Genomic DNA, 14,777 nt, shown 5'->3' with positions numbered 1-14,777 from the left:
AGGCTCTCAGGACATGACTCAGGTCTACACCGCTCCGCCGTTGTCACGCCCGTTCGCGGCGCCCTTCCCGGTGCGCACCGCCGCCGACGTGCAACGGCTGCAATCCCGCCCGCTGGCCGAAACGCTGACGGTGCAAAGCACCTACGAGATCTTCCGCAATTCCGCCGCGGCGTTCGGCGACAAGACCGCGCTGACTTTCCTGCGCACGGCCGACCCGGACGACGACGCGGTGCGCTGGAGCTACCGTGAATTGCTGGCCGGCATCCACCAGACCGCCAACCTGCTGCATGACCTGGGCGTGCGCGCGGGCGACGCAGTGGGCGTGATCTTGCCCGGCTGCCTGGAATACCACCTGGCATTGTGGGGCGGCGAGGCCGCCGGCATCGTCCAGCCGCTGAACCCGCTGCTGACCGAAGACAAGCTGGCATCCTTGATGACGACGGCGCGCGCCAAGGTGCTGATCGCGTACGGCTCGGATGCGGAATGCGGCACCTGGTCCAAGGCCCTGCGGCTGCGTGAGCGTGTGCCTACCTTGCAGACGCTGCTGCGGGTAGCCCCCCTGGACGAGCCCCTGTCGGCCCGCCCCGCCCTGCCCGATTACGCACTGGATTTCAACGCCAACCGCTCGGCCCAACCCGCCGACCGGCTGATCAGCGAACGCATGATCCGCGCCAGCGACGTCGCGGCGTACTTCCATACGGGCGGCACCACCGGCGCACCCAAGCTGGCGATCCACACGCATGCCAACCAGGTCTTTTCCGCCTGGGCCGCCGTGCAATTGCAGAACGCGGGGCCTAGCGACGTGGTCATCAACGGCTATCCGCTGTTCCACGTGGCGGGCGTGCTGCCGGCATCGCTTGCCGCGTTGTCCGCAGGGGTGGAGACCGTCATCCCCACGACCCTGCTGCTGCGCAACCGCGATGTGCTGCGCAACTACTGGCGCCTGGTCGAGAAACACCGCGCCACCTCCTTGCAGGGCGTGCCCACCATCCTGGCTGCGCTGGCGGACGTACCGCTGGACGGCGCCGACATTTCGTCGCTGCGCTATTGCCGCACCGGTGCGGCGCCGCTGCCCGCGGAACTTGCCGCGCGCTTCAAGCGCCTGTTCGGACTGCATGTGAACGAAAGCCTGGGCATGACGGAAATGGCCGGCATCTCGTCCATCACCCCGCCCGGATCGGAATTCCCCGTGAATTGCGTGGGTTTCCCCCTGCCCTATGTGCAGCTGCGAATCGTGGGCCTGGACACCCCGTCCGGCCAAGCGGCGCGCGACCTGCCCACGGGCACGGCCGGCATGGTGCTGTTCAAGGCGCCCAACGTGATCCCCGGTTTTCTCGATCCCGAGGACACCGCGCGAGCCTTCACCGAAGACGGCTGGCTGATCAGCGGCGATGTGGGCTTTCTGGATGCCGAGGGCCGGCTGCACCTGCAAGGCCGCGCCAAGGACCTGATCATTCGCGGCGGCCACAACATCGATCCGAAGATCATTGAAGACGCGCTGGCCACGCACCCCGCCGTGCACCTGTGTGCCGCGGTCGGGGCTCCGGATGCCTATGCGGGAGAACTGCCCGTGGCCTTCGTGACGCTGACCCAAGGCGCACAGGTCACGGAAGCGGAACTGGTCGCGTACGCCGCCAGCCACGTGGACGAAGGCCCGGCCTGCCCGAAGTGCGTCATCGTGCTGGATGCCATGCCCATGACCAACGTGGGCAAGATCTACAAGCCCGATTTGCGCCGCCTGGCGACCGCTGTTTCGGTCCAGGCCGTGGTGGCGCGCACCTTGCAAGCGGCTGGACTGACGGAAGACAACGAATGCTTCCGCGTGCTGGCCGATGCACAACCGGATGTCGCCGTCCAGGCGCAACCGGATACGCCGACGCCACTAAAGGAACGGTTGCGCGAGGCCTTGGCGCGGTTACCGGTCAAGGTCGTGCTACGCGACTGAGCGGCCTCGTTCCCACCCCGACAACAGACCATAACAACACCACTGGAGACTCCGAAAAATGCTTAAGATGCCTTTGCGCCGTGCCTGCCTGGGCGCCCTGCTGCTTGCCGCCACTGCTGCCGCGCTACCGCTGTCCGCCAGCGCACAAGCCGTTTTCCCCAGTAAGCCCGTCACCCTGATCGTGCCCTTCCCGGCCGGCGGCTCCACCGACCGCCACATGCGCATCGTGGCGCAGGACGCATCCAAGTATCTGGGCCAGCCCGTCATCGTTGAAAACCGCCCCGGCGCGGGCGGCACATTGGGCCCCGCGACGATGGCGCGCACCGCCAAGCCCGACGGCTACACGATCAGCCTGTACACGCTGGCGATGCTGCGCATGCCCTACATGCAAAAAAGCAATTGGGACCCCATCAACGACTTTTCCTTCATTCTGGGCCTGTCGGGCTATACCTTCGGTTTCACCGTGCGCTCGGACTCGCCTTACAAGACGTTCAACGAATACATCGAGGCTGCGCGCAAGGCGCCCGGCACCATTGATTACGGCTCCACGGGCATCGGATCTTCTCCGCATCTGCTGATCGAGGAAATCGCCATCAATGCCAAGGTCAAGCTGAACCACGTGCCATTCAAGGGCAATGCGGACATGCAGCAGGCGCTATTGGGCGGCCACGTCATGGCGCAAAGCGATGCCACGGGCTGGGACCAATTCGTGGACGCCGGCAAGATGCGCCTGCTGGTGACGTTCGGGGACAAGCGCACCACCCGCTGGCCCGATGTGCCCACCGCCCAAGAACTCGGCTACAAGGTCGTATCCACGTCGCCCTATGGCCTGGCCGGCCCCAAAGGCATGGACCCGGCCGTCGTGAAGACGTTGCATGATGCGTTCAAGAAAGCGCTGTTCGACCCGGCCAGCATGGACGTCATGAAGCAGCTGAACCAGGAACCGGCCTACCGCGATAGCCAGGACTACAAGGAATGGGCCCAGGCCACCTACATCAAGGAAAAGGGGCTGATCGAATACCTGGGGCTGATGGCGAAGGACTAAGGCCCTGGCCGCCCGCCGCTTCCCGGATGATCTGGAAGCAGTGTTCCCGCGTGATCCGCGTGGCCGGGCTGATGCTGCGGCCACGCAAGGTCACAAACGCGAAATGCGCCTGGATGTCGAAATCCGGCGGTGGCGGCAAGCGGACGAGCCTGTCCGCTTCCGTCAGCGTCCGCGCCGACGCCAACACCCCCAGGAAGACCGCCTCCGACCGTTCCACGATGTCGAACAGGTAGGAGATGTCTTCGCACTCCATGTGCAATTCAAAACCCGCCGGCGCCGCCGCGCCCGCCAGCCGCCGCCTGATCTCGGGGCTCAATCCCGTCGACACGACGGGATAGCGCAAGACATCGGCCAACGCCGCCTGACGCAACGCCAGCAACGGATGGCCCGGCCGGCAGATGAAGCCCGACGCCAGCGCGGGCATCGGCGCCACGTCCAGATCCTCTTCGTTGTCCAGCGTGCGGATATGCACGATCAGCGCGTCCAGCACGCGCTCACGCAAGCTGACCAGCAACGATTCCGTCGGGCCGCGCGACAGCTTGACGCGCAACTTCGGATAGCGGTCCAGCAAGTGCTGCATCAGCGGCACGCTTAGCAAGGCGCTGGGCGCCGCCCCCAGGCCCAGGCGGATGGCCCCCGTTTCGCCTTGCGCCAGCATTTCGGCTTCGCGGCGGATTTCCTCCACCTCGGCCAGCACGCGCCGCGCGCGTTGCCCGACCAGCCGGCCCAGCGGGGTGGGTTCGTTGCGCTTGCCGATGCGGTCCACCAGCGGGCCCAATTCCCCTTCCAGCAGCTGGATGCTGCGGCTGAACGCGGGTTGCGACAAGTGCAGGGCTTCGGCCGCGCGCGTGAACGAGCCGGTTTCCAGAAGCGCTACCAGATGAGCAAGCTGTGAAAGGTTCATCGTCCCGGCCTGATGGATTGCCTGCATGAATCATGCATAAAACGCATTGTAATCAGCCAATCAATCGATTGGACAGATGAAATGACGGCTTCTAGCATCCCATCCAGCACTCGGATCCATCACAAGGGGAATGCCATGAAAAAGAATCTGATGATTACCGCCGTTGCGCTGCTGACCGGCCTGAGCGTAGGCGCCCCGGCGCAGGCGCAGGACTATCCCGTCCGTCCCGTGTCCCTGCTGGTGCCCTATCCGGCGGGCGCGGCCAGCGACATCACGGCCCGCGCCGTGCAAGGGCCAATATCGAAATCGCTAGGCGCGCAGGTCGTGGTGGAGAATCTGGGCGGCGCCAATGGCGCGCTGGGCGCCAATCGCGTCCTGAATGCCAAGGCCGACGGCTACACCCTGTTCCAGGGGTCGCCCAACGAATTGATCCTGGCCGGGTTGACGAACAAGTCCGTCACCTACAAGCCGGAAGACTTCCAGTTCGTGGCGCCGGTCGCCACCTCGCCCTATGTGGTGGTGACGCGCGCGGACCTGGGCGCGGCCAACGTCGATGAACTGATTGCGCTGGCCCGCCAGCGCAGCGTGCCGCTGACCTATGGGTCGGGCGGCGCGGGTTCGATGATCCACCTGATTACCGCGGCGCTTGCCGAGCGCACCGGCATCGCGCTGACCCATATCCCGTATCGCGGCGGCGCACCGTTGATCACCGACATGGCTGGCGGCCAGATTGATTTCGCCATCATGCCGTACCAGGCGAACTACGACGATCTGCGCCGCGAGGGCCGCTTGAAGATCATCGGCACGCTGAACCGGGAGCGCCTGGCGGCGCTGCCCGACGTGCCCAGCGTGCAGGAAAGCGCCACCTTGAAGGACTTCAACTACACCATCTGGACGGCCTACCTGGTGAAGAAAGGCACCCCGGCCGCGGCGGTCCAGAAACTGCATGCCGCGGTACAGGCTTCTCTCCGCGACCCTGCTGCCCGCAAGACGCTGGAAGCACAGGGCAAGATCTTGTTCGCGCCCCAAACGCTGGCTGAAGGCGATGCCTTCTACGCCGAACAGACCGCCGGTCTGGCCGACCTGGTGCGGCGCAGCGGCTTCCGCGGCGAATAGCCGGCACGCCCCGATCACGGCGCGCGGCTCCACGCGCGCCGGTTTCCGTCCCATCAGGAACCCCCTCCATGACCGATTCCCTCCAGCCTGTCCTGAACCATCTGGCATCCCGCCAGCCACAGATCGAAGCCTGGCTCAAGACGTTCCTGCGCATCCCCAGCGTCAGCGCCGACCCCGCCTATGCGTCATCCATGGACGAAGCGCGCCGCTTTCTATGCGAACGGCTGCGCGCGGAAGGCTTGCAGCAGGTGCAATTGCTGGACGGCGGCGGCGAGCCAGCGGTGTATGGCGAATGGATGGGTGCGCCGGGCCGTCCGACCTTGCTGATCTATGGCCACTACGATGTCCAGCCAGCTGATCCGATCGAACTGTGGCACACCCCGCCGTTTGAACCCACACAGGATGGCGACCGCCTCTATGCGCGCGGCACGTCCGACGTCAAAGGGTCGACGACCATCGCACTCGAAGTCGTGTTCGCCTACCTGGCCACGTTGCGCGCCTGCCCGGTGAACATCAAGGTGTTCATCGAAGGCGAAGAGGAAACGGGCAGCCCCACCTTGCGCCCGCTGATCCAGCGCTACCAGGACCTGCTGGCCGCGGACGCGGTGCTGTCGGCCGACGGCGGCCGCGCCAGCGCCACGACACCCACGATCAACACCGGCGCGCGCGGCAATGCCGCGTTGGAGGTCAAGCTGCGCACGGCATCGAAGGACCTGCATTCCGGCCGCTACGGCGGCGGCGTCAGGAACGCCCTGCACGAGATGGCCACCCTGCTGGCGTCACTGCACGCCGAGGACGGCAGCGTCGCCGTCCCGGGTTTCCACAACGGCGCCGAGATCCCCACGCCGCGTCAGCGCCAGGACACCGCCGCGTTTCCCTACGACGAAGCGGCCTTCTTCACCGACGTGGCGGGCACCTCGCACGGCGAGCCGGGCTACAGCCCGCGCGAACGAATCACCCTGCGGCCCGCGCTGGACGTGAACGGCATGTGGGGCGGCTACACCGGCGTGGGCGTGAAGACCATCATCCCCTGCGAAGCCCAGGCCAAACTGACCGTGCGTATCGTGGAAGGCCAAGATCCCGAGCAAGTGATCCAGTCGGTGCTGACGCACCTGCAATCCCGCTGCCCCGCAGGCTGCACCCTGGACGTTGTGGCATCGAACTCGGGATCGCCCGCCGCCACGCTCGCTCCCGACCATCCGCTGGTGACGGCGGCGGAAACGGTGCTCCAGGCGCCCGGCGGCCCCAAGCCGATCCATGTGCGGCTGGGCGCCAGCGTCCCCATCACCTCGGTCTTCAAGGACATGCTGGGCATCGATACCTTGATGTTTGGCTTCAATCTTCCCGACGAAGACGTCCACGCGCCCAATGAATTCTTCCGCCTGTCGTCGATCACGCAGGGGCTGCGGGCATGGACGCAGATGCTGGACGCGCTGGGCCATTGCGAGCCGACGGCCTTTCACCCGCGCTAACGGCCCGGAAAGCCGAGCGGGATTTGCACCGCATCTTGATTTGCACCGCATTCTTGTATGCAAAAAATGTCTGCCTTTCCTGTTCGGCTTTTTGATAGACTGGTTATCCGATGACATTTTTGCCCCACCCGGCAGCCGCTGCCGCGCCCCAATGACCCAGGAAGTTCAGCTAGACCCCAGCGCCGACGATATCGCCAAGGAAGTGGCCGCCGCCATCGTGGCGCATAAGCTTCCGCCTGGCACCCGATTACGCGAAGAGGCGTTGGCGCGCGTCTACAAGGTCAGCCGCACCAAGATCCGGGCCGCGCTGTTGATGCTGTCCAAGGACAAGCTGATCAATATCGTGCCCGACAAGGGCGCCTTCGTCAGCAAGCCGGACGCGAACGAAGCCCGCGAAGTCTATGCCGTGCGCCGTATCCTGGAGGCCGCGCTGGCCAAGGAATTCGTGGCAAACGCCACCGCCGCCGACTACCGCCGCATTGACGCCCATCTGGCCGAAGAGCGCCGCGCGCTGGAAAGCGGCGACGTGCAGAGACGCAACCACCTGCTGGGCCATTTCCATATTCTGCTGGCGGAAGCCGTGGGCAATTCGGTGCTGACCGGCATGCTGCGCGAACTCTCGGCGCGCAGCGCCGTGATCACCGTGCTGTATCAAAGCTCGCACGATGCTAGTTGTTCATCGCAAGAACATCACGCCTTTATCGAAGCGGCCCGTGCGGGCGACACCAAACGCGCCTGCGCATTGATGGATGAACACCTGGAACACGTCCAGACGGCGCTGAACTTCACGGATGCCAATCACGCCGGCGGCGACTTGGTCACTGCCCTGCTCAGTTGAACCGCGCAGGCTAGTCGCCGGCTCCCAGCAGTTGCCCCATGCGCTGCTGCAACCAGATTTCCGTCGGGCTCAGCGACGCGCCTTGCAGCCATAAGGTCCGCACCGACAGCATCGGCAACGACAGGCCCGCGCAGGGCACCCGTGTCAGCGTGGTGCGAAAGCTCTCGTATTCCGCGATGTTCAACGGCAGGATCGCCCAGCCCAAGCCATCCGCCACCATGCCCGCGATGCTGTAGAAGCTATCGGTGCGCCACACCGTCGGGCTCAGCACCACGTCGGCCACGCCCTCCATCTGCATGACCAGTTGCCGATAGCGCGCCAGATCGCTGCGCGTCACGTCGGCCAACGCCGCCAGCGGATGCCCGGACGCCACGAAAATGGCTTGCGCCACATGGCCCAGATAGCGATGCGCGAAGGCGCTGCCTGGATCACCCCGGTCAAAGTGAAAGGCGATGCTGGCACGGCCTTGCTGCACGTAGTCGGCCACCTCGGTCGCCGTGCCGTTCAATTGCGTCAATTCCAACGCCGGGAAACGGTCGGCCAATTCGATCACCAGCGCGCCCAACACTTGATAGGGCAAGGCCTCATCCAAGGCAATGGCCAGCCGCGCGTCCTGCCCGCCACTGAACGACAGCGCCCGCTGATCCAGGCCGCCCGCCTGACGCAGCAGTTCGCGCGCCTCTTGCAGCATCACTTCGCCCACGGGCGTCAGCGTGGCATTGCGCCGCGACCGGTCGAACAGTTCCACCCCCAGGTCCGCTTCCAGCAGGCCGACCGAGGTGCTGACGGCGGACTGCGCGCGGCCCAGCCCACGTGCCGCGGCTGAAAACGAGCCAGCCTCCGCCGCCGCGACGAATTGGCGAAGTTGATCCAGGGTCCATTGCATGACGCCTCCTTTTATCCATCTATTTTATAGATGGGATCAAACTTTTTCAGGCAAATAATCAGATGGATAATGCCAGGCCTTGATACCAGACGCCTCCGACGTTGGCGGCCGTCCGGGTGTCAAGCGCCTTACAGGAGTAGAACTATGCAGCGGACCTATACGAACGCTGTCGCCACGGCCGACCCGCGCCGCTGGCTGGTGCTGGCCATCGTGTCCATCGCCTTGCTATTGATCGTTGTGGACATGACGGTGCTGTACACCGCCCTGCCCCGGCTCACGCATGACCTCGGCGTCACCGCGTCCGCCAAGTTGTGGATCGTGAACGTGTACGCGCTGGTCGTGTCGGGCCTGCTGCTGGGCATGGGCACGCTGGGCGACCGGCTTGGGCACAAGCGCCTGTTCATGATGGGCCTGGCCGTCTTCGGCGTGGCCTCGCTGGCCGCTGCCTACTCGCCGGGCGCGGCCGCCTTGATCGCCGCGCGCGTGCTGCTGGCGGTGGGCGCCGCCATGATGATGCCGGCCACGCTGTCCATCATCCGCCTGACCTTCGCGAACGAGCGCGAGCGCGCCGTCGCCATCGGCATCTGGGCCTCGGTGGCGTCCGGCGGCGCGGCGCTGGGCCCCGTCGTGGGCGGCGTGCTGCTGGAGCATTTCTGGTGGGGCTCGGTATTCCTCATCAACGTGCCGATCGTGCTGCTGGCGCTGCCGCTGGCCTGGCGCTACATCCCGGCCAGCCACCCCAGCGCCGCACGGCCCTGGGATCTGGCCGGGTCGCTGCAAGTCATGGCCGGGCTGATCCTTTGCGCCTATGCATTGAAGGAACTGGGCAAGGCCACCACATCGTGGCTGCATGCCGGCCTGGCCTGCGTGGCAGGCGTGGCGGTGCTGACCGTGTTCGTGCGGCGTCAGCGCCGCCGTCCGTATCCGCTGATCGACTTCGCCATCTTCCGCAACGCCACGTTCAGTTCAGGTGTCGCCGCCGCGTTGTTCGCAGGCGCTGCCTTGTTCGGCATGGAACTGGTGTTCAGCCAGCGCCTGCAACTGGTGCTGGGCATGTCGCCCATCCAGGCCGCGCTCTTCATCCTGCCCTTGCCAGTGGCTGCCTTCATCGCCGGCCCGCTGGCGGGCTGGCTGCTGGGATACATGGCCGGCACCCGCCTGATGTTCCTGGCGCTGGCGACATCCGCTGCCGGCATGGGCGGCTACCTGCTGAGCTATGACGGGTCGTTCATGGCGCAGATGGCCAGCCTGAGCGTGCTGGGCGTGGGCATCGGCGCCACCATGACGGCGGCGTCCAGCTCCATCATGCAAAGCGCCACGCCCGAACGCGCCGGCATGGCCGCCTCGATCGAAGAGGTGTCCTATGAGCTGGGCGGCGCCTTGGGCGTAACGCTGATGGGGTCGATCCTGACCGGCGTCTATGCGCAAACGCTGGACGTGCCCACGGGCGTTTCCCAGGCTGCGATGGCGCGCGACAGCCTGGACGAAGCGTTGATCGTGGCGGAGCGTCTGCCGGCCGATCTGGCGGCCACGCTGACGCACGTGGCCAAGTCGGCATTCGACACGGGCTACGCGGCCGTGATCGCCACGGCCACGGTCATGCTGCTGGCCACCGCCATCTTCGTGCTGCTGAACCGTACGCGCCGTCCGGCGTAACGCGGCTGGCGCGGCGGCGCGGCGCCGTCTCGGCATCGCCGCGCCGCGCTGGTCAGCGCTTGCGAAAAGCGTTGTCCATGTCCGCGATCAGATCCTCTTCATGCTCCAGTCCGATCGAAATACGGATCAGCCCTTCCGACACGCCCGCCGCATCACGTTCCGCCGCGGGCACGCCCGAATGCGTGGTGGACGCGGGATGGCAAACCAGCGATTCCGTGCCCCCCAGGCTGACGGCGGACTTGAACAGGTGCAGCGCGTTGATAAAGCGGAAGGCCCGTTCGCGCCCGCCTTCCAGCACAAAGGCGAAGGTGGAGCCTGGTCCCGTGCACTGGCGCTTGTAGACCTCTTGGTAGGTGCGGTCTGCGATCATCTCCGGATGGAATATCCGCACTTTTTCGTAGGGGTTGCCCGCCAGCCATTGCGCGACCTTGGTGGCCGTGCGCGCCGCCTGCTTCATGCGCAGCACCACGGTCTCCATTGACCGCGTGATCATCCAGCATGAATGCGGATCCAGCTGTGAACCGAAGGCGCTGCGGATCGAGCGCACCTTCTTGATGAGATCCTTGGTGCCGGTGACGGCGCCCGCCACCAGATCGCTGTGGCCGCCCACGTACTTCGTCAGCGAATACACGCAGAGGTCCACCCCGTGTTCGGCGGGCTTCTGGAAGATGGGGCCCAGCAGCGTGTTGTCACACACCGAAATCGGCCGGTAGCCATGGCGCGTTTCAAACGCATCCAGCTCGTTCTTCATGGCTTCAAAATCGATCAGTGAATTGGTGGGATTGGCTGGCGTCTCGACATAGAACACGCGCACCGGGCCCTTGGTCGCAGCCGCTTCCAGCGCCGCGCGCATGTTCTGAGCCGACAGCCCGTCCTGGATCGGATGCGAACCAATACCCCATTCCGGAAAGATCTTCGCGATCAGGGTCTCGGTGCCGCCATACAGCGGCAGCGATTGCACCAGTTGGTCGCCGGGGCGCAGAAAAGCCATCAACACCGCACTGATGGCGGCCATGCCGCTCGCCGTCACGGCGGCATCCTCCGAGCCGTCCAGCAAGGACAGCCGGTCTTCCACGATCTCCAGGTTGGGATGGTTGAAACGGCTGTACACCAAGCCGGCCGACTCGCCCTGGGGCAAGGGTTTGCGCCCGGACACCAGATCGAAAAAGGCGGCGCCGTCCTCGGCCGAACGGAAGGCGAATGTCGAGGTCAGGAACACCGGCGGCTTGACCGCGCCTTCCGACAGGAAGGGGTCGTAGCCATACGACATCATCTGCGTCTCGGCATGCAGGGGACGGCCAAAAAACTCTTTCTTGTGATACGTCGAATACGTCATGGTGTGCCTCTTTCTCTGGGTTCCAGCCAACCGGGCAGGCGCGTTCCGCATTCAATGACGATAGCGCCGGCCGCCTTGGGATGTCTTGCAGTATGGGCGTGGACCAACCCAATATTCTTTCCATTTCAGTCACAAGACCTGGATAATGGGAAATATTGTTTCTCAATAGAACAGATTCATGAAAGACACTTCCTTGTTACATCAACTTGACGCGATCGATTGGAAAATCATGAAAATCCTTCAAGAAGATGGCCGGCTAAGCAACGCGGAGTTGGCCGAGCGCGTCTCGCTGTCGGCATCGCCCTGCTGGAAGCGATTGAAGCGGCTGGAGACGACCGGCGTCATTCGTGGCTACCAAGCCATTCTGGACCGCCGCGCGCTGGGCATGGGCGTGGTGGCGTTCGTCAGCATTTCGCTTGAAAACCACACCGAAAAGCTGTGCCATGCCTTTGAAGCCGCCGTGGCCGCCATGCCCGAAGTGCTGGCCTGCCACAACACCACCGGTCAGCACGACTACCTGCTGCACATCGTGGCGCGCGATTTCGACGCCTACTCCGAATTCGTGCGCAACCGCCTGCGCACCCTGCCCGGCGTGAAGGAATTGCTTAGCACGCTGTCGATGCATGAAGTGAAGTCGTCGACCAAACTGCATCTGTAGATCGCTGCCGCGCGTGTCATCGACGTGTAGCAACACGTCCCTAGAGTGTCGATTCCGATTGAATCCCAAAGAGGACTTCGTTTATGAAATCGACTCTCCGCATCGCGGCGGCTGGCGCCTGCCTGTCCGTCTTCCAACTGGCCCCCGCCCTTGTGCAGGCCGCCCCCGCCACCACGTCGGTCCAGCTGTATGGGCTGATCGACACCGGCCTGCAATACGTCAGCAACGGACCCGGCGGCAATAGCAAAACCAGCCTGAGCACCGGCAACCTGAGCGGATCGCGCTGGGGCCTCAAGGGCTCCGAAGACCTGGGCGATGGCGCCTCTGCCATCTTCGTTCTTGAAAATGGCTTTGACTCCGACAACGGCAACACCTTGCAAGGCGGCCGCCTCTTCGGCCGCCAAGCCTACGTCGGCCTCTCCAGCAACAGCCTGGGCCGCCTGACGCTGGGCCGCCACAACACGCTGATGATCGAATGGATGAGCAAGTACAACCCGTTCGACAACGCCAACTTCTCGATCAAGCGCCCGGATGCCGCGTTCTCGGATCGCACCGACAACGCCGTCATGTACGTGGGCAAGCTGGGCCCCGTTTCGATCGGCGGCTACTACAGTTTTGGCTGGAACAACGAGCAGTCCTTCAGCGACAAGACGCTGGGACGCATGGTGGGCGGCGGCCTGCGCTATCAGTCGGGCGGCCTGGACGCCGGCCTGCTGTATCACTCGAAGAACGCGGACAAACCCAAGGCCGGCGCCAATAGCGACAACCGCGAGGACCGCATCGTCGCCGGCCTGTCCTACGACTTTGACGGTTTCAAGCTCTACGCCGGCTACCGCTGGCTGGAGCAGAAGCTGACGCAGCGCAACTACAAGAACAACATGACCTGGCTGGGCGCCACCTACAAGCCGCAAGGCAATGTGCGGCTGTCAGCGGCCGTCTATCACTTGGACGATGCCGTCTGCGATGACATGAACAACAGCGTGTGCCCGGCAGTGCAAGCCGCCGGCTCGGGCCAGAAGTCGACCATGATCGTGCTGGGCAACGAATACGACCTGTCCAAGCGCACCACCTTGTATGCCGTCGCGGCTTACGCGATCAACGACGACAAATCGTCCTTGAGCCTGCTGGGCGGCAAGTACGGCGCCAACGTCGAACCGGGCAAGAACCAGTTCGGCGTGAACCTCGGCATGCGGCATCGGTTTTGAACGCGCACGCTTCCAGCAACGGCGGCACGGCCATCGCCGTGCGCGGCCTGCGCCATGCCTTCAACGGCCACACGGTGCTGGACGGCGTAGACCTGGACGTGCCCGCGGGCACCGTCCTGGCCTTGCTTGGGCCTTCGGGCTGCGGCAAGAGCACGCTGTTGAAATCGCTGGCCGGCCTGCTGCGCCCCCAACAGGGCCGGATCCGGTTCGGCGACGCCGCCGTCTGCGACACCCGCGTCCATGAACCGCCCGAACGCCGAGGCCTGGGCATGGTGTTCCAGGACTACGCGCTATGGCCGCACATGACCGTGGCGCAGAACGTGGGTTTTCCGCTGGAAATGCGGGGCGTGGCACGGCGTGCCCGTCCCGCGCTGGTGCAGGAAGCACTGGCGCTGGTGGGCTTGCACGAACACGCTGCCCGCCGGCCCAGCGAACTGTCGGGCGGGCAGCAACAGCGCGTGGCGCTGGCCCGCGCCATCGTTGCCCGCCCCCGCGTGCTGTTGTTCGATGAGCCGCTTTCCAATCTGGACCGCACCCTGCGCGAATCGCTGTGCACCGAGATTGGCGCGCTGCTGCGCCGTCTGGGCACGACCGCCGTCTATGTCACGCACGACCACGAAGAAGCCCATGCCCTGGCGCACACCATTGCCCGCATGGCGCACGGCCGCATCGCCGATCTCGTGGCCAATCACAAGGACACTGCCTAAAATGTCACACGCACCCTTTTCCAAACTCCTCGCAACGCTCTTTATGACGCTTTCATTCGGATTGGCCGCTGGCCAGGCCAAGGCGCTGACTGTCTACACCGCCGGCCCGGGCGGCCTGATCAAACAACTGGCTGCCGGCTTCCAGGAGAAGACCGGCATCAAGGTGGACGTCTTCCAGGCAACCACCGGCAAGGTCATGGCACGCCTGGAGGCCGAGGCCGCCAACCCCCGTGCCGACGTCCTGATTTCGGCGTCCTGGGACACCGCGCAAGACCTGGACAAGCGCGGCTGGCTGATGGCCTATGAAAGCCCCAATGCCGCCCAGGTGCCCGCGCGTTTCAAAGCGCCGACTTATGTGGCGCAAGGTATTTCGGCGCTGGGCATCGTCTGGAACACCAGCAGCGACACCCCGGAACCGCGCGACTGGGCCGACCTGACCGGTCCCAAGTTCAAGCAAGCGGTGACCATGCCGGACCCCGCGCTGTCGGGCGCCTCGCTGGACTTGCTGCTGGGCCTGCAAAATGCCCAAGGCGACGCCGCCTGGAAGCTCTTTGAAACGCTGCGCGACAACGGCATGACGATCTCCGGCCCCAATGCGCAAGCGCTGACGCCGGTGCTGCAAGGCGCCAAGGCCGCCGTGTTCGGCGCGGTGGACTACGTGTCCTACGCCAGCGTCGAAAAGGGCGAATCCATCAAGGTCATCTTCCCCTCCAGCGGCACCGCCATCGCGCCGCGCCCCATGATGATCCTGAAGACCGCCCGCCGCGCCGACGAGGCCCGCCAGTTCATCGATTACGTGTTGTCCGAAGATGGCCAGCGCGCCGTCGCCGATGCCTGGTTGATGCCCGCCCGCCAGGACGTGGCTGCCAAACGCCCGGTATTCAAGGACCTGGCGCTGCTGCCTGACGCCAGCGCGGCATCGCCCGCGAACCGCGCCGACGTGCTGGCGCGATTCAGCCGCGTGTTCGGCCAACACTGACAGGCCAGGATGCCGGCCTGCCCGGCATCC

Annotated in this window: 13 protein-coding genes; 10 read left to right on the top strand and 3 right to left on the bottom strand. The window is 65.1% G+C overall.

What is annotated here, in order from left to right; all coding sequences use genetic code 11:
• Positions 1 to 13 precede the first annotated feature (13 nt).
• Positions 14 to 1,945, top strand: a complete 1,932-nt coding sequence (locus HV753_RS00665; protein WP_175172495.1) for an acyl-CoA synthetase — start codon at positions 14 to 16, stop codon at positions 1,943 to 1,945.
• Positions 1,946 to 2,003: 58 nt separating this feature from the next.
• Positions 2,004 to 2,990, top strand: a complete 987-nt coding sequence (locus tag HV753_RS00660) for a tripartite tricarboxylate transporter substrate binding protein (protein WP_175172494.1) — start codon at positions 2,004 to 2,006, stop codon at positions 2,988 to 2,990.
• Here HV753_RS00660 and HV753_RS00655 read toward each other — a convergent pair.
• A complete protein-coding gene (locus HV753_RS00655; RefSeq protein ID WP_175172493.1) occupies positions 2,941 to 3,894 on the bottom strand; it encodes a LysR family transcriptional regulator in 954 nt (317 codons plus the stop codon). The two genes, HV753_RS00660 and HV753_RS00655, sit on opposite strands and share 50 nt — an antisense overlap.
• A 135-nt stretch (positions 3,895 to 4,029) precedes the next feature.
• Between HV753_RS00655 and HV753_RS00650 the strand changes: the two genes are divergently transcribed.
• The 3 genes from HV753_RS00650 to HV753_RS00640 all read left to right on the top strand — a co-directional run bounded on the left by HV753_RS00650 (position 4,030) and on the right by HV753_RS00640 (position 7,320).
• Positions 4,030 to 5,010: a Bug family tripartite tricarboxylate transporter substrate binding protein gene (locus HV753_RS00650; RefSeq protein ID WP_175172492.1), complete on the top strand. Its 981-nt coding sequence runs from the start codon at positions 4,030 to 4,032 to the stop codon at positions 5,008 to 5,010.
• 68 nt (positions 5,011 to 5,078) lie between these two features.
• The gene (locus HV753_RS00645; protein ID WP_175172491.1) at positions 5,079 to 6,482 is read left to right on the top strand and encodes a dipeptidase; all 1,404 of its coding nucleotides are present in this window, start codon (positions 5,079 to 5,081) and stop codon (positions 6,480 to 6,482) included.
• 151 nt (positions 6,483 to 6,633) lie between these two features.
• Positions 6,634 to 7,320, top strand: a complete 687-nt coding sequence (locus HV753_RS00640) for a GntR family transcriptional regulator (protein WP_175172490.1) — start codon at positions 6,634 to 6,636, stop codon at positions 7,318 to 7,320.
• A 10-nt stretch (positions 7,321 to 7,330) separates the two neighbouring features.
• Here the strand turns inward: HV753_RS00640 and HV753_RS00635 are convergent, their stop codons facing one another.
• Positions 7,331 to 8,206, bottom strand: a complete 876-nt coding sequence (locus tag HV753_RS00635; protein WP_175172489.1) for a LysR family transcriptional regulator — start codon at positions 8,204 to 8,206, stop codon at positions 7,331 to 7,333.
• Between the two features lie 144 nt (positions 8,207 to 8,350).
• On the opposite strand from HV753_RS00635, the gene HV753_RS00630 reads away from it, so the two are divergent.
• The gene (locus tag HV753_RS00630) at positions 8,351 to 9,862 is read left to right on the top strand and encodes an MFS transporter (protein WP_175172488.1); all 1,512 of its coding nucleotides are present in this window, start codon (positions 8,351 to 8,353) and stop codon (positions 9,860 to 9,862) included.
• Between the two features lie 52 nt (positions 9,863 to 9,914).
• Here HV753_RS00630 and HV753_RS00625 read toward each other — a convergent pair whose 3' ends face one another.
• Positions 9,915 to 11,198, bottom strand: coding sequence for a cystathionine gamma-synthase family protein (locus HV753_RS00625; RefSeq protein WP_175172487.1), 1,284 nt, complete (start codon positions 11,196 to 11,198; stop codon positions 9,915 to 9,917).
• Positions 11,199 to 11,376: 178 nt separating this feature from the next.
• Between HV753_RS00625 and HV753_RS00620 the strand changes: the two genes are divergently transcribed.
• From HV753_RS00620 to HV753_RS00605, 4 genes are all read left to right on the top strand, one after another.
• Positions 11,377 to 11,856: an Lrp/AsnC family transcriptional regulator gene (locus HV753_RS00620; RefSeq protein ID WP_175172486.1), complete on the top strand. Its 480-nt coding sequence runs from the start codon at positions 11,377 to 11,379 to the stop codon at positions 11,854 to 11,856.
• 83 nt (positions 11,857 to 11,939) lie between these two features.
• Positions 11,940 to 13,061: a porin gene (locus HV753_RS00615; protein ID WP_175172485.1), complete on the top strand. Its 1,122-nt coding sequence runs from the start codon at positions 11,940 to 11,942 to the stop codon at positions 13,059 to 13,061.
• On the top strand, positions 13,058 to 13,768 hold the full coding sequence (locus tag HV753_RS00610) for an ABC transporter ATP-binding protein (RefSeq protein ID WP_175172484.1): 711 nt from the start codon (positions 13,058 to 13,060) through the stop codon (positions 13,766 to 13,768). Before HV753_RS00615 ends, HV753_RS00610 begins: the two co-directional genes overlap by 4 nt.
• Before the next feature lie 43 nt (positions 13,769 to 13,811).
• Positions 13,812 to 14,747: an ABC transporter substrate-binding protein gene (locus tag HV753_RS00605; protein WP_217481423.1), complete on the top strand. Its 936-nt coding sequence runs from the start codon at positions 13,812 to 13,814 to the stop codon at positions 14,745 to 14,747.
• Positions 14,748 to 14,777 lie beyond the last annotated feature (30 nt).

The sequence above is a fragment of the Achromobacter pestifer genome (assembly GCF_902859625.1).
GTDB lineage: Bacteria > Pseudomonadota > Gammaproteobacteria > Burkholderiales > Burkholderiaceae_B > Achromobacter > Achromobacter pestifer.
This window is presented reverse-complemented; position numbering and strand designations above follow the sequence as displayed.